The 19,135-nt window shown below is 46.5% G+C and carries 12 protein-coding genes and 2 pseudogenes; 6 read left to right on the top strand and 8 right to left on the bottom strand.

The genetic code is table 11. From position 1 onward, the window contains the following. Positions 1-337: 337 nt before the first annotated feature. The 6 genes and pseudogenes from UA76_RS03005 to UA76_RS02980 form a co-directional block, all read right to left on the bottom strand. Positions 338-2,236 carry a propionyl-CoA synthetase gene (locus tag UA76_RS03005; protein WP_047042840.1) on the bottom strand — a complete coding sequence of 633 codons (1,899 nt, stop codon included), beginning with the start codon at positions 2,234-2,236 and terminating at the stop codon, positions 338-340. Between the two features lie 19 nt (positions 2,237-2,255). Continuing rightward, positions 2,256-3,433: pseudogene (gene prpF / locus UA76_RS03000) on the bottom strand (2-methylaconitate cis-trans isomerase PrpF). A 9-nt stretch (positions 3,434-3,442) separates the two neighbouring features. Then, a complete protein-coding gene (gene acnD, locus UA76_RS02995; protein WP_047042837.1) occupies positions 3,443-6,130 on the bottom strand; it encodes a Fe/S-dependent 2-methylisocitrate dehydratase AcnD in 2,688 nt (895 codons plus the stop codon). A 147-nt stretch (positions 6,131-6,277) separates the two neighbouring features. After that, the gene (prpC, locus tag UA76_RS02990; protein WP_047042897.1) at positions 6,278-7,408 is read right to left on the bottom strand and encodes a bifunctional 2-methylcitrate synthase/citrate synthase; all 1,131 of its coding nucleotides are present in this window, start codon (positions 7,406-7,408) and stop codon (positions 6,278-6,280) included. Between the two features lie 128 nt (positions 7,409-7,536). Next, positions 7,537-8,439 carry a methylisocitrate lyase gene (prpB, locus tag UA76_RS02985; protein ID WP_047042834.1) on the bottom strand — a complete coding sequence of 301 codons (903 nt, stop codon included), beginning with the start codon at positions 8,437-8,439 and terminating at the stop codon, positions 7,537-7,539. A gap of 13 nt (positions 8,440-8,452) precedes the next feature. Continuing rightward, positions 8,453-9,171 (bottom strand): annotated as a pseudogene (locus tag UA76_RS02980) (GntR family transcriptional regulator). A gap of 160 nt (positions 9,172-9,331) precedes the next feature. Between UA76_RS02980 and UA76_RS02975 the strand changes: the two are divergent. The 4 genes from UA76_RS02975 to UA76_RS02960 all read left to right on the top strand — a co-directional run bounded on the left by UA76_RS02975 (position 9,332) and on the right by UA76_RS02960 (position 13,851). Next, complete coding sequence (locus UA76_RS02975; RefSeq protein WP_047042831.1) at positions 9,332-10,012, top strand: serine/threonine protein kinase; 681 nt, start codon at positions 9,332-9,334, stop codon at positions 10,010-10,012. Positions 10,013-10,259: 247 nt separating this feature from the next. After that, positions 10,260-11,231 carry a tripartite tricarboxylate transporter substrate binding protein gene (locus UA76_RS02970; RefSeq protein ID WP_047042829.1) on the top strand — a complete coding sequence of 324 codons (972 nt, stop codon included), beginning with the start codon at positions 10,260-10,262 and terminating at the stop codon, positions 11,229-11,231. Positions 11,232-11,812: 581 nt separating this feature from the next. Next, on the top strand, positions 11,813-12,313 hold the full coding sequence (locus UA76_RS02965; RefSeq protein WP_047042827.1) for a tripartite tricarboxylate transporter TctB family protein: 501 nt from the start codon (positions 11,813-11,815) through the stop codon (positions 12,311-12,313). A gap of 8 nt (positions 12,314-12,321) precedes the next feature. Further along, entirely contained in the window at positions 12,322-13,851 is a 1,530-nt protein-coding gene (locus tag UA76_RS02960) for a tripartite tricarboxylate transporter permease (RefSeq protein WP_047042825.1), read from the top strand. A gap of 87 nt (positions 13,852-13,938) precedes the next feature. On the opposite strand, the gene UA76_RS02955 is transcribed toward UA76_RS02960, so the two are convergent. Together UA76_RS02955 and yiaY are read right to left on the bottom strand one after the other, a co-directional pair. Beyond that, the gene (locus UA76_RS02955; protein WP_047042822.1) at positions 13,939-14,790 is read right to left on the bottom strand and encodes a helix-turn-helix transcriptional regulator; all 852 of its coding nucleotides are present in this window, start codon (positions 14,788-14,790) and stop codon (positions 13,939-13,941) included. 150 nt (positions 14,791-14,940) lie between these two features. Then, the gene (yiaY, locus tag UA76_RS02950; protein ID WP_047042820.1) at positions 14,941-16,089 is read right to left on the bottom strand and encodes an L-threonine dehydrogenase; all 1,149 of its coding nucleotides are present in this window, start codon (positions 16,087-16,089) and stop codon (positions 14,941-14,943) included. A 674-nt stretch (positions 16,090-16,763) separates the two neighbouring features. On the opposite strand from yiaY, the gene UA76_RS02945 reads away from it, so the two are divergent. After that, positions 16,764-18,119: a TolC family protein gene (locus UA76_RS02945; protein WP_238322151.1), complete on the top strand. Its 1,356-nt coding sequence runs from the start codon at positions 16,764-16,766 to the stop codon at positions 18,117-18,119. Positions 18,120-18,128: 9 nt separating this feature from the next. Then, positions 18,129-19,133 (top strand): HlyD family secretion protein, encoded by a 1,005-nt coding sequence (locus tag UA76_RS02940; RefSeq protein ID WP_047042818.1) that lies wholly within the window; start codon positions 18,129-18,131, stop codon positions 19,131-19,133. Positions 19,134-19,135 lie beyond the last annotated feature (2 nt).

Genomic DNA, 19,135 nt, shown 5'->3' with positions numbered 1-19,135 from the left:
AAGTCTCAGTTTGAATTGAAATACTTAGGAGTGCAATAGGGCGTGCAAACCTTTTGATGTGATTTTTGCAGCTGGTTGTGGGTTATTTATACAAGGCAGAGGATTTGATGTTTGGTTATTCCAAATGAAAAGACGATAACGCAGTAGAAATGAGCCACAAACGCTGCCTTTTTGGGTTCGGTTAAAATCGTTTTATGCTTTGTTAAAGAGTCTTTGCTTAGAATGCTAGGCTACAGAATCTTTGCCGCGCCTAAAACGATTTTACCTCGAACAAAATTTAACATCGAAAGATATGCACGCCCTAGTAAAGCCCCAAAATTGGGGCTTTAGAGTGTGCTTAAATGTTTCTGTTTAAGAGTTGTTCGATTTCGTTGAGACTCGAAGGGTCATCTATGGTCGAAGGAACCGTATATTGCTCTCCATCTGCTATTTGACGAATAGTTCGTCGCAGAATTTTTCCAGAACGTGTTTTAGGTAGCTTCTCTACGACTAGCGTGTTTTTGAAACAGGCGACGGCCCCTATTTCATTTCGAACTTTACCCACAAGCTCTCCTTGTATCGTTTGTTCGTCGAGTTTCACGCCATCTTTGAGTACAACTAGGCCAAGAGGTAACTGCCCTTTTAAATCGTCATGAATGCCGACCACGGCACATTCAGCAACTGCTGGGTGATCACCGACAATCTCTTCCATTTCACCAGTAGACAGACGGTGACCGGCAACGTTAATCACATCATCGATACGTCCCATGATGAACAAGTATCCGTCTTCGTCTAGGTACCCACCATCACCAGAAACATAATAACCGTCAAACTGACTCAGGTATCCTGATTCAAAACGGTCATGATTACGCCAAATAGTGGGTAAACAGCTTGGAGGTAGTGGTCGTTTTAAAGCAACAAAGCCCTGCTGATTCGCTTCTACCGGCTCCCCAAGTTCGTTTAGGATCTCAACACTGTAACCGGGAACCGCTTTGGTAGCGGACCCTGACTTAACAGGCAAGACTTCAATGCCTAGAGGGTTTGCCGCAATCGCCCACCCTGTCTCTGTCTGCCACCAGTGGTCGATAACGGGTTTGTTCGTTTTCGATTTGGTCCATTCGAGAGTTGGAGGGTCAAGCCTCTCTCCCGCCATAAAAATGGACTTTAAGTTGTTGAGGTTGTAATCACTAATCAATCTGCCATCAGGGTCTTCTTTTTTGATCGCTCTAAACGCGGTTGGCGCGGAGAAAAGCACATCGACATCATACTCTTCACAAACTCGCCAAAATGCACCGGGATCCGGGGTTCTCACCGGTTTACCTTCGTATAATATCGTGGTGCAGCCGTGGATTAATGGTGCGTAGACAATATAAGAGTGCCCCACCACCCAACCCACATCGGAAGCCGCCCAAAAAACGCCATCTTCAGGAATGTTATAGATAGCTGACATGGAATACTTCATCGCTACAGCATGACCGCCATTGTCACGTACGACGCCTTTGGGCTTGCCCGTGGTACCAGACGTATAAAGAATGTATAACGGGTCGGTAGCTTTGACTTCAATACAAGGGTGAGGCTCTGCCATTTCACACGTCGATTGCCAATCTAAATCTCGTGGTTCAACAAGTTTCGCCATGCACTGCTCTCGTTGATAGACAATGACTTTATTGGGCTTCCAACGACTTTCCATGATCGCGCGGTCAACCAGAGGTTTGTATTCGATGACTCTATCTATCTCTATCCCACAAGAGGCGGTTAACACGAGCTTGGGCTCAGCATCCTCCAATCTTACCGCCAGCTCATTAGGGGCAAACCCTCCAAACACCACAGAGTGAATTGCACCAAGTCTTGCACAGGCAAGCATCGCAATCGCGGCTTGCGGAATCATTGGCATGTAGATAACTACGCGATCACCTTTGCCTACACCTTGAGCCGCAATCATTCCCGCTGTTCTTTCAACTCCGCTTTTGAGCTCATGATAGGTGTACTGCTGTTTAGTCCCTGTTACGGGCGAGTCATAAATGAGCGCAACTTTGTCTCCTTGCCCCTTAACACAATGTGAATCAAGCGCCATCCAACAGGTATTCATAACGCCATCTGAAAACCAGCGTTCGATACCATGCTCGTCTTTCTTCAATGGCTCTGTAGGCAGCTTGAACCAGTCGAGTTTCTTGGCTTGTTGTTGCCAATATTCAGCAGGGTCTTCCTGAGCCCACTGATAAGCTTCTTGATAATTCGATGTACTCGTCGCCGACATAGTGCTTCCTCCAATCGGTCTAATTTTTATAATGGGGCTTGTTCACTCTCACAAAGCCTTCCATAAGGATTCGGCACTTCGACTCATCACCGCTTTATCGACGACCCATCCATAATCATTTTTCTTAGCAACTGCGCCTACTTTTAGTGTTCCCGAAGGATGACCAAAAGTGACACTGTCTCGCTCTCCACCACCAGCAGCCATGTTCGGCACAGTCCCCGGCACCGCAACTGAGCAGGCAATAGCGACCGCCGCCGTTCCCATCATCGCGTGATGAAGTTGCCCCATCGAAAGCGCTCTCACCAGCAGATCACAATCTTGTGGCGATACCGCTTTTCCACTGGATGTTTGATAACTCTGAGAAGGTGCGACAAAGGCTATTTTAGGCGTATGCTGACGTACCTTCGCTTGCTCAATATTGTCGATGAGACCCATACACAAAGCGGCATGAGCGCGAATGGTTTCAAAACGCGTCAGCGCTTCTTCATCTTGATTAAAATCCTCTTGAAGCTCAGTGCCTTTGTAACCTAAAGCTTCGGCATCAAGAAACACAGTCGGAATCCCTGCACTTATCATAGTGACATTGAATGTCCCCACATTGGGTACTTCCAAAGAATCAACCGTATTCCCTGTTGGGAACATCGACTCTCCTTCATCAGCCGGTGACATAAACTCAACGTTTAGCTCGGGAGCCGGAAAAGCGACACCATCCAGATAAAAGTCCCCCGATTCTTCGACTTCACCGTTTGTCATTGGGACTTGGATGTTAATCGTTTTGCCAATGTTCGCTTGCCACACTCGTACTGTAACGGTGCCGTTATCAACCAATCTTGAATCTGGAACCAAGCCTTTTTCTATAGCGAAAGGACCAATCGCGGCGGATAAGTTTCCACAGTTGCCCGACCAATCAATCGCTTGTTTGCCTATAGCCACTTGCCCAAAAAGGTACTCAACATCGTGATCAGCTCGGTGACTTTCACTTACTATCGCCACTTTACTGGTACTTGATGTTCCACCACCCATACCATCGATATGCTTACCATAAGGGTCTGGGCTGCCAACAATTCGCATTAACAAGACGTCACGAAACTCACCCGGTTGTTGAGCCTCCAATGGAAGTTCATTTAGACAGAACAGCGTTCCTTTGCTTGTGCCTCCGCGCATATAGGTGGCGGGCACTCTTATTTGTCTAGTCATGCCGCCCCCTTATGCGGTTTTTAGCTCAGAATCATTCACCGTTGAGGAACTCTGCAAAAAGTCCTGAGCGAATCTTTGCAACACGCCACCAGCTTGATAAACCATAACTTCATCTTCAGTATCGAGCCTGCACAGCACTTCGCACTCTATGCTCTCTCCGGTGGATCGATTCACTCTTAACGTCACCAAGCCTGCAGCTCGAATTTCCCCAATCACATCAAACGTCTCGGTACCATCTAACCCCAGCGTATGACGGGAATCACCGTTTTGAAATTGAAGAGGAAGTACGCCCATGCCGACAAGATTCGTGCGATGAATTCGTTCAAAGCCCTCGGCAACAATGGCTTCCACCCCCGCGAGGCGCACGCCTTTTGCCGCCCAATCACGTGATGACCCTTGCCCATAGTCGGCACCAGCAATCACCACTAAAGGCTGGCTACGATTCATATAGGTCTCAATCGCCTCCCACATACGCATGGTTTTACCCTCGGGCTCAACACGTGCCAATGAACCTTGCTTAACCTTTCTTTGGCTAAGCTCTGCACCTTCAAACACCATTTCGTTGAGTAATTTAGGATTCGCAAACGTCGCACGTTGAGCAGTTAAATGATCGCCACGATGCGTAGCGTAAGAGTTGAAGTCCTCTTCCGGAAGCCCCATTGAGGCAAGATATTCACCAGCCGCGCTGGTTGGCAAAATCGCATTTGATGGAGAAAGGTGATCGGTGGTGATGTTGTCACCAAGGATGGCCAATGGACGCATTCCGCTGAGTGTGCGCTCTTTCGCAAGCGCACCTTCCCAATATGGAGGGCGACGAATGTAAGTACTCTTCGCACGCCAATCATAAAGAGGTGGCGTTGGATCTTGTGTATCACTCAAATCAAACATTTGAATGTAAACCTGCTTGAACTGCTCGGGTTTCACACATCGATTCACTACCTCATCGATTTCCTGATCCGTTGGCCATAGGTCACTTAAATAAACCAGTTTGCCTGACGAATCTTGTCCTAGCGGGTCTTTCTCGATATCAAACCGAATCGTCCCTGCCAACGCATACGCCACAACGAGTGGCGGTGACGCAAGAAACGCTTGTTTAGCATAAGGGTGAATTCGACCATCAAAGTTTCGATTTCCCGATAAGACCGCGGTGGTATAGAGATCGTGCTTCACGATTTCATCTTGTATGTTCTTGTCTAAAGCGCCGCTCATGCCATTACAGGTGGTACACGCATAGCCAACAATGCCAAAACCCAAAGTTTCTAGCTCATCAAGTAAGCCCGCCTCTTCAAGATAGAGCTTGGCTACTTTTGAGCCAGGAGCAAATGACGACTTCACCCAAGGCTGACGAGCTAACCCGAGCTGATTAGCTTTTTTCGCAAGCAACCCTGCTGCAACCACATTTCGCGGGTTGCTGGTATTCGTGCAAGAGGTTATGGCAGCAATAATCACTGCGCCATCAGGCAGTTCACTGTCATTAATTTCCGCAGGCTTAGCAATGCCTCTCTCTACAAGAGCAGATGTCGGTAGCCTTCGATGAGGATTAGACGGCCCTGCCATATTTCGCGTCACTGAAGACAAATCAAACTCAAGCACACGCTTATACTTGGCCTGCTTCAATTCATCTTTCCACAGTCCAATTTGCTTGGCATACGCTTCAACGAGATCGACTTGCTTATCTTCGCGTCCCGTCAGTTTTAAGTATCTCAGCGTTTGCTCATCGATATAGAACATGCCCGCACTGGCACCGTACTCTGGTGTCATGTTCGAGATGGTGGCGCGGTCGCCAATCGTTAATGAGTCCACACCATCACCAAAGAATTCAAGGTACGCTGACACCACTTTTTGCTCACGTAAAAATTCAGTGAGGCTCAGCACAATGTCAGTTGCGGTAATATTCTGAGCCCTTTCACCTACGAGCTTTACGCCCACGATTTCAGGCAGCCGCATCATGGAAGGTCTGCCTAGCATGACAGTCTCGGCCTCTAAACCACCGACGCCAATTGCTAACACACCAAGCGCATCAACATGCGGTGTATGGCTGTCTGTGCCCACACAGGTATCAGGAAAGGCGACGCCCTCTTTAAGCTGTACCACCGGCGACAAATGCTCGAGGTTGATTTGATGCATGATGCCATTGCCTGCAGGAATGACGCTGACATTCTTAAATGCAGTTTTACACCAATCAATAAAGTGAAAACGGTCTTCATTTCTGCGTTCTTCTATTTCGCGATTTTTCTCAAACGCTCCCTGCTGAAACCCGCCATACTCAACGGCGAGTGAGTGATCAACAATCAACTGCGTTTCGACAACCGGATTCACTTTTGCTGGATCTCCACCTTTCTCAGCAATGGCGTCACGGAGTCCTGCTAAATCGACCAACGCAGTTTGGCCTAAGATATCGTGGCAAACGACTCGCGCTGGGTACCAAGGGAAGTCGCACTCTGTTATTGAAGTGTCTGCTTCTTCGCGCAATGCACTGTTAGCGCCGTATATAATGGAGGTCAGATAGTCTTTGAGTTCGTGTTCATCACAATTACGAACCAACTGCTCAGCGAGTACTTTCGCTGTATAGGGAAGGTGTTGATAAGTTCCTGGAGCGATATCTTCAACCGCTGCTTTAACATCAAAATACTCAATCTCATTTTTTTCGAGGTTGGTTGATTTCAATGTAGATATATATCGACTGTTACGACTCATAACGGTCTCCTTTTTAGGGCGCACCTACCCTGTTTGCTCTGTTTTGAGCTTGCACTTTAAGCATGTTACAAAACAACTGATGCGCCGTTTGTCCTTTGGTTTACTGCCGGTATGGTTTACTACCCGTTTGACTGACGGAAAGAAGTACTAACCACGCTGTGATATTGGCAGCCAATCTTGATGTTCAGGGCCTGTATAGTCGGCACTCGGGCGAATAATTCTGTTGTGAGCGCGCTGCTCATAAACATGTGCTGCCCAGCCAGTGAGCCGGCTCATGACAAAAATTGGTGTAAACAAAGGTGTTGGTATATCCATGAAGTGATACGCCGTTGCATGGAAAAAGTCAGCATTACAGAACAAGCCCTTTTCTCGCTTCATTACTGACTCCACTCTCACAGATACATCATAAAGATGGCTGTTGTTAGCGCCTTCTGATAACGCTTCGGACCAACGTTTGATTAAAGCATTTCGCGGGTCGCTTTCACGATAAACGGCGTGGCCAAATCCCATGATTTTGTCTTTGTTGGCCAGCATTTGCATAATGTTGGATTCTGCTTCATCCGGCGTCTGCCAGTGTTCAATCATGGCCATCGCCGCTTCATTTGCGCCACCGTGTAGCGGGCCACGTAATGTACCTATCGCAGCAGTAATACAAGAATGAAGGTCAGATAGAGTCGATGCACATACTCTTGCCGCAAATGTTGATGCATTGAACTCATGCTCCGCGTACAAGATAAGAGAGCAATGCATGACTTTTTTATGCAATTCACTTGGCGCTTTATCCGTCAATAGCTTGAGGAAGTAACCACCGATACAAGATTCAGATTGATCAAAAGTATCCACTCTTACGCCATCGTGACTGTAGCGATACCAATAACAAATAATGGCAGGAAACAGAGCGAGCATACGTTCGGTAGCCGCTTGCTGCTGCTCAAAGCTCTCTTCAGGTTCAATATTCCCAAGGTAAGAACAACCCGTTCGCATCACATCCATAGGATGCGCTGTGGCTGGAATGAGTTCTAAGATAGATTTCAGCCCTTCCGGTAAACCGCGCAACTGAACAAGTTTTCGTTTATAGTTATCCAGTTCAGACTGAGTAGGCAGGTGGCCTTGAAGTAGCAAATGAGCCACTTCTTCGAACTCAGCGTTGTTAGCTAAGTCTGTAATATCGTAACCTCGATAGGTTAATCCTGTCCCCGACTTTCCGACAGTACATAGTGCAGTGCTCCCTGCGCTCTGGCCTCTAAGACCCGCGCCACCTAACGGTTTCTGCGACATGTTTTGCGCCATAATATGCTCCTTGATGTTCAAATCAGTTTCCTAGCAGCCCTCTAACGGGGCTTGAGCTTTTGATTGGAACCTGACTGAATCTTTCACGTTATTGGATTAGTTTTGTTTAAGTTCAGTTAGTTCTGTTCACTTTTTTGCTCGAACAGCTTGTCTAATTTGTCTTCGTAATCATGATAGTTAAGGTGTTGATAAAGCTCTTTTCGTGTTTGCATTTGATCAACCACATCTCGTTGATTACCTTCCTTTAAGAGATGGGAATAAACACGCTCTGCCGCCTGATTCATGGCTCTGAATGCGCTCAATGGATACAAGACCATATCCACATTTGCCCCAGCCAATTCCTCACGACCATAGAGAGGCGTTGCTCCAAATTCAGTAATGTTGGCGAGGATAGGAACGTGACGACCAATAGCCTCATTCAGCCGATGGGAAAACTGCTGATACTGCTGCAACTCGTTCATTGCTTCTGGGAAAATCATGTCGGCACCCGCTTGTACACAGGCAATCGCGCGCTCAACCGCACTGTCGAAACCTTCAACAGCCAGCGCGTCTGTTCGTGCCATTAAGACAAAATTGTCATCTGTACGGGCATCGACGGCAGCTTTGATGCGGTCTACCATCTCTTGCTGACTCACAATGGCTTTGTTTGGTCTATGGCCACAGCGCTTTTGTGACACTTGATCTTCCATGTGTATGGCTGCTGCACCTGCCTTCTCCATTGCCTTAATCGTTCTAGCAATATTGAATGCACCACCAAATCCAGTATCAATATCGACGAGTAACGGAAGGTCACAAGCATTGGTAATCCTTTCTACATCCACCAAAACATCGTTAAGAGTTGTGATACCAAGGTCGGGTAAGCCGTATGAAGCGTTTGCCACGCCACCGCCCGACAAATAAATGGCTTGATGCCCGATATTCTTTGCCATCATCGCGCAATACGGGTTCACCGTACCGACAATTTGCAATGGATCATTTTGCTCAACGGCTTGGCGAAACTTCATTCCAGGTGTTGTCATGTTTAGTCCTTTTCTAATCAGATTCCGAAGCAATGCGTTGCTCGAGAAGTTTACGACTGCCTGAGATATGCCTTCTCATCAGCATCTCAGCTAATTCTTCATCCCCATCTTCAATCGCCTTATAGATAAATTTATGTTCACTTAGTGCTTCGATGGGTCTGGCGTGCTGCTTGGGGGATTGGTATCGGTACATTCGCAGTAAATGGTAGAGCTCATCGCAAAGCAACCCGATGAGTTTTTGATTGCGACTGGCTTGAATGATTCGATAGTGGAAATCGAAGTCACCGTACTGATGAAAGTATGAAGCCCCATCGACCTCTTCAACGTGAGAGGAATGCGTATCTAGCAGCCGTTTCAGTTCTTTGAGCTCTTTTTCGTTGATGAAACGAGCAGCCAGTCTGGCAGCCATTCCCTCTAACGCTTCACGCACCGCATAGAGTTCGACCAGTTTGCTTGGCGTTAACGTAATTACCCGCGCCCCGACATGAGGAATTCGCTCAATGAGTCCGAGCCCCTCCACACGCATGATGCTTCGCGTAAAGGGCCACGGCTCACCTCGTACTGCTTTGCCAGCTCAGGTTCGGAGATTTTATCTCCAGGCAATATCTCGCCCTGAACAATGGCCTCAACCAGACGCTCAGTCAGATTTTCAGATTTGGTCGACTCTTTATCCTGCAGAACATTCGCATCTTTAACAGCCGACGCTGAGGTTGAGGTTGAAGAATTAGGCATAGTGATTTCATCTCGACTTTTACTTCTTTGTTAACCATCACTCTAGCTGATCAAAAAACAAACACGCAAGCAAACTGTCGACAATTTAGACTAAAGTAGATCAAAATTAGTCCATTCAGTTCATTTAAAATCACACATTGTTGACAATGCGAACTTTAAGATGAGTATTTCTTCGCATGTTTTCTCGGCGCACCACCCAATCCATGACGACGTCATTGTCAAAATCGCGCAATCAAAAGCCAAGATTCAACAGCTTTCAAACGAAGTTCATATCAGAGAAGCCCTACCCGAGTGGGCTGTCAATCCAATGATTGATTTTCAGCAATCCAGTCACTGGGCTTTGATGGCAGTAAAGGCGATTCAAGGTCAAACACTGACTGACCATTTAAAAGCCATCGCTTTAAGTCAGGATCATTCTGAAGTTCATTCTGGAATCGACGGCTGGCATCATAATGTTGAACGTCAGCTTACCGCTTTACATCGGGCAGGTTACGTCCACGGCGATGTCAAACCGAGTAATATCATTATTGACCAATCAGGCATCGGTTGGCTTATCGACTTTGGTCAATCCATTACAATCAAAACACATTATGAACAAAACCCATTTCACGGCGGTAGCCGCTATTTCGCAACAAAAAATGTGCTAGATCGTAAAGGCAAAGCGAGCTCAATCGATGATTATTTTGGCCTAGCCGTTTCTATCGCCTGTCATCTTCAAGGGGCGCATCCATTTCAAGAACTTCCTCTTAACATGGCTGTAGAAAGGCACGTCACGCCCAATCTTGAGTACCTCCCTGCTCGCTATGCACGAATCATACAAAAAGCGTACACTAGCAGTTAGCCACCTCCAACTCATTGTTTTAAAAGGTAAAAATGGCACATTTCAACAACTCTCTCTTGCCATAAACTTTATGAACAAAACCCCTTTAATGCTCAATATTGTTTTTATCTACGCATTAGAGACAGGTCTGTAACATTCTCTTAACCTTAAACGCATCTGAAGTGACGAAAGCTTCTTACTTCAGCCATAAATGATAACAATAAACACCCAAACAAATCAGGGTGTGCCTACATAAGGAACGTGAATCATGTTTAAGGTACTAAAACCAACTCTGGCTGCATCAATTATTGCAGCGTCTTTCTCAATGAGCGCAATCGCCGCAGACGTAGAAAAAATCCATTTCTTAATTCCTGGTGGCGCAGGTGGTGGCTGGGATATGACGGCTCGTGGCACAGGGGATGTTCTAGTTAAAGAAGACATCGTTGAAAACGTCTCTTTCCAAAACTTATCTGGTGGTGGCGGCGGTAAGGCCATCGCACATCTAATCGAAACTGCCAAACGCCAAGAAGATACATTAATGGTGAACTCGACGCCTATCGTCGTTCGTTCTCTAACCGGTATTTTTCCTCAATCATTCCGCGATTTAACGCCTGTAGCGGCTACAATCGCCGACTACGGTGCGATCGTGACGTCTCCAGACTCACCGTATAACACATGGGAAGATGTAGTTGCTGAGTTTGAATCTAACCCACGTAAAGTAAAAATTGCGGGAGGTTCTGCTCGAGGCAGTATGGACCACCTAGTCGTCGCTGCGGCTTTCAAAGGTGAAGGGTTTGATGCTAAGAAAGTTCGTTACATCGCGTACGATGCCGGTGGTAAGGCCATGGCTGCACTTCTATCTGGCGAAACGCAACTGCTTTCAACTGGCTTGGGCGAAGTGCTAGAAATGTCTAAGTCTGGCCAAGTCAAGATTCTTGCAGTAACTGCACCTAAACGTCTTGAAGCAGCACCAGATGTCCCTACTCTAACGGAATATGGTAACGAAACAGTCTTCGCTAACTGGCGTGGTTTCTTCGCAGCACCTGGTGCTAGCCAAGAGAAGATTGATGAGTGGAACGCAGCACTTACCAAGATGTACTCCACTGACCAGTGGCAAGTGGTTCGCGACCGCAATGGCTGGATCGACAACTACAAAGCCGACAAAGACTTCTATGCCTTCCTTGAAGATCAAGAGAAGCAAATGGGCGACCTAATGCGTGAACTGGGTTTCTTAAAATAATAACAATCGCTCTAAATAGTTAAATGATAGCTGGGCTAAATCCCTCTAGCCCACTGTCTAGGGTCTGTTGACCTTTCGAGCTAGTTTTTGCAGCTCTTTGTGGGAAATTTATACTAGGCAGAGGGTTTGAAGTGTAGCTAGCCTACATGAAAAGCCGATAACACAGTAGAAATGAGCCACAAAGGCTGCCCGAAGGGTTCGGCTAAAATCGTTTTGTGCTTTGTTGAAGACTATTTGCTTAGAATGACTAGCTACAAAGTCTTCGCCGCGCCTAAAACGATTTTATCTCGAACAAAATTTGACCTCGAAAGGTCAACAAACCCTAATGTTTCGCCGTATTTAAGAACTCTATCTTGCACTACTTGATAGAACCCCAAAAACTCCTTTGTTTATTTAACAGAACGCTTATTGAACTGACTGTTTAACACTCTTTTTAAGCTATCTGTTTATGAACGAACAGTAAGCCTATTGACTAGCAGCAACACGCTTACATTGGTTAATGAATACCCTGACATTGACTCATTAACCTCTTAAATACGGCCTTTTTTTCTCTTTTGAACCTCAAGCAAATGGAGTTGGATATGTCGGACTCGCCAACAAATTCATTTTTCAGCAAGGAAAACTTGTTAAGTCGCGACAGAGTTGGAGCGATGATTTTTTTGATCGTCTGTCTCTGCTATGGCTACCAAACCTCACAAATCCCACTATTCCCTGGAGATGAATACGAACCCTTCACCGCACGCACATTACCAACATTACTCACATTTGCGGGTATTGCTTTGGCTCTGATCCTGTTGGTGACTGGTCAACCAGACATTCAAAGTGGCGCAGTGATGGATTTCAATTGGAAGCTACTCGGTGGCTTTCTAGCACTCATGGCGCTTTATGGCGTCGGCCTGACTTACCTTGGCTTTGTCATTGCCACCAGCTTGTTCTTACTAGCCGGATTTTACTTATTAGGTGAGCGCAGAAAGAAAGTGCTCTTCGGCGCCTCATTTCCTTTCGTATTAGTTTTTTTCCTTTTACTCACCGAAGGCTTAGATATCTATCTTGAGCCTGGAATCATCTTCACTCTTTGGTAGGACTCATTATGTTAGATGGAATTTTACAAGGCCTGTCGACGGCAGTGATGCCAACCAACATCATGATGGTTGTCGTGGGTTGTTTTGTTGGTACTTTTATTGGCATGTTACCGGGTCTTGGCCCTATTTCGGCCATTGCTCTCATGATCCCAATCACCTACGGTCTAGACCCGTCTTCGGGACTAATTTTGATGGCGGGTGTGTATTACGGAGCCGTATTTGGCGGATCAACATCATCGATTCTGATTAATGCACCAGGTTGTTCTTCTACCGTTGTTACCGCATTCGACGGCTACCCAATGGCCCAAAAAGGCCTAGCGGGTAAAGCGTTAGCGTTGGCGGCATACTCATCATTCACTGGTGGTACCCTTTCTGCCATTATGCTTCTCGTGGCAGCGCCCGCTCTGGCGAGCGTTTCGCTAAGCTTCCAGTCTTCTGATTACTTCGCATTGATGGTGCTTGGCTTATCAGCGGTTGCAGCATTTGCCGGCCCGGGTCAGGTAATCAAAGCATGGATGATGACGGTTTTGGGCTTAATGCTATCGACGGTTGGTATCGACAAAGGCGTAGGCGTTGAGCGCTTTACTTTTGGCTTAACTGATTTAATGGATGGATTTAGTTTCTTGCTTTTAGCTATGGCGACATTCGCATTGGGTGAAACCCTAATGGGCATTCTTAAGCCAAGCGCAGACACTAGTAAGCAAGAGCAGGAGAAAATGAGCGACATCGGTAGCATGAAAGTCACCAAAGAAGAGATCAAAGAAGTCGCTCCTGTTTCACTGCGCTCTTCAATCTTGGGTTTCTTCACGGGCGTTCTTCCGGGCGCTGGGGCAACGATCGCCGCTTTCCTTAGTTACGGTATGGAGCGCAACCTTGCGCCAAAAGACAAAAAAGAAGAGTTCGGCAAAGGCAGTATTCGCGGCCTAGTTGCACCAGAGTCAGCAAACAACGCCGCATCAAGTGGCTCACTTGTTCCTCTGCTTACACTGGGTATTCCAGGCTCTGGTACAACTGCAATTATGCTTGGTGCACTCATTGCTTATGGCATTCAACCGGGCCCGCGCCTGTTTGTTGAACATCCGGACGTGTTCTGGTCGGTTATCATCTCTATGTACATTGGCAACATCGTATTGGTGATCCTAAACCTACCGTTGATTCCGTACATCTCTAAGCTACTAGCAGTGCCACGAACGGTACTACTGCCTATGATTTTGTTCTTCTCTATCACAGGTGTTTACCTTGTATCGTTCAATACCATGGATGTGTTCATCATGTTGATCATCGCCATGGCTGCTATAGCATTGAGATTGGCTAACTTCCCATTAGCCCCGCTGTTACTTGGTTTCATCTTAGGTGGGTTAATGGAAGAGAATTTGCGCCGCGCATTGATGATCAGTGATGGTGAACTGAGCTTCTTGTGGGAACGCCCTATCACACTGACCTTCACTGTGCTTGCGGCATTAGTCCTTATTAGCCCTATCGTCGTCTCATTGGTTAAGCGCATGAAAGGTCGACCTGAACAAGTTCAGTCCCAATAGAACTAAACAACTGAAGAACTAAAGCAATAAACCCCAAAAAGGAGCGATTTCGCTCCTTTTTCTCGTTCAACACATCGCCGTAAAAATCTAGTTTAGTAAGCCCGTTTGATACTGTTTAGGCGTCATACCAAATTCATTTTTAAACAGTCGAATGAAATGTGAGATATTGTCGTAGCCCGACTCCAAAGCCGCATCCGTCACGTTCATTTTCTTGAGATTTGTTTTTGATGTCTGAAGGCGACGCTGTGTGATGTAGTGTTTCGGACTTGTGTTTGTCATCGCTTTAAACTTTTGGGAAAAGTTAGACAGTGACAGCCCTACTTCTTCGGCCACTTGCGACAGGGTCATCTGCATTCCAGCTGGCGAATTCAAGATACGCATGGCTTTTTGGATTGGATGATTACTATTGCCCGCAATTAACCTCTGGCACGTTTGCTTTCTTAGTAGCTCGAAAACCATCTCTTGCGCCGTCAAATCAACGAGAAACTCTTGTCCAGCTTCCTCTGCAAGCAATATCTCTTGCATTCGGGAGTGAAGCGCGGCAATACGGTTCTCGACGACTTCAACAGCAAAGCTTTTTGGCGCGTGCATGTCTGTCATGTCCGTTTCCAACACATCAAGCACCCGTTGACTGACGTGATCAACCATATGGTCATCGAACTCATACACCAACGCCTTGGTATGCTCAGGCATCTTCATAAAGACATTCGTTTCAGGCGGCAGCAATACAAATTGATCGCGCTGGTAGCTCAACTCTTCTGAATTATTGATTTTGATGGACTTTGCACCTTGTAGGATGGTGCACAGACGAGGAAGCTCGTAAGAATGGTATTCGTCGTAATAATCTTTCGGTAGATCGTAATACAACAGGTTAACACCCTGTGTCGACAACGCATATTCGCGCTCCGCAACTCGACTAAAACTACTGATCTTATGCATAGGCTTCTGTGCCACTTAAAATACACGTAGGGACATAGTAAGCACAGAAAACCGAGTGAACATTGATCTCACTCGGCTAAACTTTCGATTTAGTTTTCACAAAGTGCAGGCAATCGTTTGGCCTGCACTCAGTCAACTTAACGAAGCAAATTAAAGCGCTGCAGACAAGATTTCTACAATCTCTTCATGAGTTGCTTGTTTCGGGTTAGTGAAGCCACATGCATCTTTTAGTGCGTTCTCAGCAAGCACATCGAAATCGTCGCGCTTCACACCAAGCTCTTCTAGGCCAGACGGAATGTTTACGTCTTTTGAAAGTTGGCGAATAGCATCTAGACCAGCGCTTGTTGCTTGCTCGTCTGTCATGCCTGCAGTATCCACACCCATTGCGCGAGCAACGTCAGCCAAACGAGCAGGAGCCACCTGTGCATTGTAGTCTTGAACGTGAGGCAGCAAGATTGCGTTACATACGCCGTGTGGTAGGTCGTAGAAACCACCCAACTGGTGAGCAATCGCGTGGACATAACCCAGTGATGCGTTATTGAATGCCATACCTGCCATGAACTGTGCGTAAGCCATGTTATCGCGAGCTTCTAGGTTGTCCCCATTTTGTACTGCTTCACGTAGGTTCGCTTGAATCATCTCAATGGCTTTAATTGCCACCGCATCGGTTACTGGTGTTGCAGCAACTGACACATACGCTTCGATTGCGTGTGTTAGTGCATCCATACCCGTTGCCGCTGTCAAAGATGCTGGTTTCTCTAGCATCAACTCAGGATCGTTAACCGAGATGATTGGCGTTACGTTCTTGTCTACGATAGCCATCTTGATGTGACGAACTTCATCAGTAATGATGCAGAAGCGAGTCATTTCAGACGCAGTACCTGCCGTAGTATTGATCGCGATAAGTGGTAGCTGTGGTTTAGCAGAAACATCAACACCTTCGTAGTCCTTGATTTCACCACCGTTGGTTGCAAGCAGCGCAATGCCTTTTGCACAATCGTGTGGAGAACCACCACCGAACGAGATAACACAGTCACATTGATTTGCTTTAAGTAGTGCTAGGCCATCATCGACGTTACCGATTGTAGGGTTTGGCTTGGTCTCATCGAACACAACCGCTTCAACACCTTCTTTGTCTAGAAGAGTGGTTAGCTTGGCAACCGCACCAAGTTCATTCAATACACGGTCAGTTACGATCAGCGCTTTCGAAAAGCCTTGAGACTTGATTGAGCCAACAGCGTCATTTAAACAGCCTGCGCCCATAAGGTTCAAAGATGGGATATAGAATGCATTAGACATGTTCTACCTCGTTTACATTTTTAGTTTTAAGTGTTCACCCTCTAACAACTCATTGGCGTGTACCTGCTACTACTTTAGAGGTGTGTTTAATTCAATAACTCGAGAGTATCAGGTGTGGTGAATAGCAAACTAGCTCGATTTTTATGAAAAATAGTCATTATTTAAAATGCGCGCTTTTACTCACTAACATATACCCAAGTAACCTCAATATGCGTGGTTCAGCGAGAATTGCCTAGTTCGCATACGCGGCAACGGTTGAAAATCTAGTGGTTCTAAATTGAGAGTTGTTAACAAAGTAGGCGAGCTAGGCAAACTCGCCCTTTGGGAGCGTATCACTGGCTCAATTTCTATGTTAAATGACTCGGAAAGAACCCGTTATTCCGCTGCGTCATTTGCCTTGAACTTGAACCAGTGATAACGCTCTGAATCCTGCATCTTGAAGTCACTTGGGTATACACAATAATTGGCTTTAGATACAGACAGTAAGATCTAAACTTTATAAGAACTCTTTTTCTCACTTATTTGCAATTCGTTGCAAAATTGCACAGTAAACGGATTGAGCACTCAAAAATTAGAGTATATACTCTAATTTCTTCGCAACGACGGGTACTCACATGATGACTAATAAGTTAAACGTCATTACTGCTCTCTCAATCGGCCTTTTTACGAGCAGCATGGCACTCTCTGCCCCGATTAGCTTTTCACAAGCATGGGAAGTGGTTCAACAAAACAACTACTCTCTGTCGGCACAGCGCGCCAATGTCGAACGCCAACAGCACCTTCAAAATGCAACCTCCAATTTGAACCTGCCCTCTGTATCAGTTGGTGCAAACTACACCCGATTGGACAGTGACGTTACCGTGTCTGGTCAGCAGTTATTCGACAGCACAGGTCAAAGTATTCATCTTCCGCCTAATTTAGCGCCTATCCTCAGCCCCGTACTTGCTGAACTCGGCTCGATTACGTCAACAGTTACCGAGCGCGATATCTTCACTTCATCGATCCGTGCTATCTGGCCTATCTTCACTGGTGGCCGAATTTCTGCTGCCCAAACCGCAGCCCAAGGTAAAACCGAAGAAGCCGCTAGCCAACTGGCGATGGAAGTTCAGGCAAGGTACGAAGATTTAAGTAAGTATTACTTTAGTGTACTCCTTGCCCAAGATGTTCTTGCTACACGTCAAAGTGTTGAGAGTGGACTGACACATCACCTGGAAAATGCCATCAAGCTCCAAGAGCAAGGGCAAATTGCCAAAATCGAACGACTTCAAGCCGAAGCTTCTCTAGATAAAGCGATTGTCGACCGCCAAAAGGCTCAAACCACATTAGAAATTACCCAAACGGCTTTAAATCAAATACTTAATCAGAATCAAGTGGTTGAGCCTAATGGCAATTTGTTTATCAACCAGTCTCTGCCACCACTCAGCGCGTTTGTCGACCAAACCCTATCCACCTACCCTGGCTTAGCCCTATTGGATGCCAAAGAGAAGCAAGCGAGCAGCCTGATTAAGGCTGAAAAAGGTAAGTATTACCCTGAAGTCTATTTGTATGGAGATTACAGTCTGTATGAAGAAGACTCACTGGCTAGCCAAATGAAACCCGATTGGATGGTCGGCATCGGGGTAAGTGTGCCACTGATAGAAAATGGCGGTAGAAACCAAAAGGTCAAAGCCGCGCACAGCGCAGTCTCACAGGTTCAGTATTTAAAAGCCCAAGCCAAACAGGACTTATCGGTGCTGGTCCAGAAGACCTACCTCGAAGCCCAGCAGGCAAAACAAGAGGTTAACGGTTTAGAATCGAGCCTTACACTGGCCAGCGAAAACTTATCTCTTCGTCAAAAAGCGTTTGCGCAAGGCCTATCAACTTCTCTGGATGTCGTCGATGCTGAGCTCTACCTTGCCAGCATAAAAACGCAACAGTCAGCGGCGAAGTTCAATTACCTACTTTCGCTCACCAAGCTTTTAGCGTTATCTAGCCAAATGGATGCGTTTGATACCTATGAACGCACTTCAATCACCTCGAGCAACCAGTAAGGATCTAACATGAAACAACTTAAACCCATCGCCCTAGCTGTTGCGGCTCTTAGTGTAACTGGTTGGATTAGCTATCAATTTTACCAAGCACATCAACCCCAACCTATTCGTTTACAAGGACAGATTGAAGCGCAGCAGTACAGTATCTCGTCTAAAGTGCCAGGCCGAATCGATCAAGTGCTGGTTCGCAAAGGCGACAACGTCCAGCAAGGGGACTTGATATTCACGCTTCACACTCCAGAGATTGATGCAAAACTTGAGCAGGCGATCGCAGGCCAAAAAGCGGCTGGTGCAATCGCGAAAGAAGCAGAAACTGGCGCAAGACAACAGCAGATACAAGCGGCAAAAGATCAATGGCTCAAAGCACAAGTAGCGGCTCAACTGATGGAGAAAACCTATCTACGAGTCAACAACTTATATAAAGACGGCGTCGTATCAGAACAGAAGCGTGATGAAGCGAAAACTCAATGGAAAGCGGCTCAATACACAGAAAGTGCTGCTTATCAGATGTATCAGATGACGCAAGAAGGTGCGCGAAGTGAAACTAAAACTGCGGCAGCAGAAAAAGCCCGTATGGCAGAAGGTGCGGTAGCTGAAGTAGAAGCTTATGCCAATGACACTCGAATTTCGAGTTGGTTTAACGGTGAGGTCTCCCAAGTATTGCTGCACAGTGGCGAACTTGCGCCTCAAGGCTTCCCTGTCGTCACCATTATCGATACCAATGACTCTTGGGCGGTTCTAAACGTACGAGAAGATCGATTGAAGCATTTTGAAAAAGGCACACAGTTTGACGCTTATCTCCCTGCATTGGATTCAACAATTCCATTCGTCGTGAGTCATATTGCGCCGATGGGTGACTTCGCCACATGGCGTTCTACCGACTCATCACAAGGTTTTGACTTGAGAACTTTCGAGATCGAAGCAAAACCCGTCGACAAAAGTGTTCAGCTTCGAATGGGCATGAGCCTTGTGGTTGAGCTAGACAGCAGCCAGAAGATCAATAGAGCGAAGTAGGT

This window comes from Vibrio mexicanus (assembly GCF_001012815.1).
Taxonomy (GTDB): Bacteria; Pseudomonadota; Gammaproteobacteria; order Enterobacterales; family Vibrionaceae; genus Vibrio; species Vibrio mexicanus.
The sequence above is the reverse complement of the archived record's forward strand: the minus strand, read 5'-3'. Positions and strand labels throughout refer to the sequence as shown.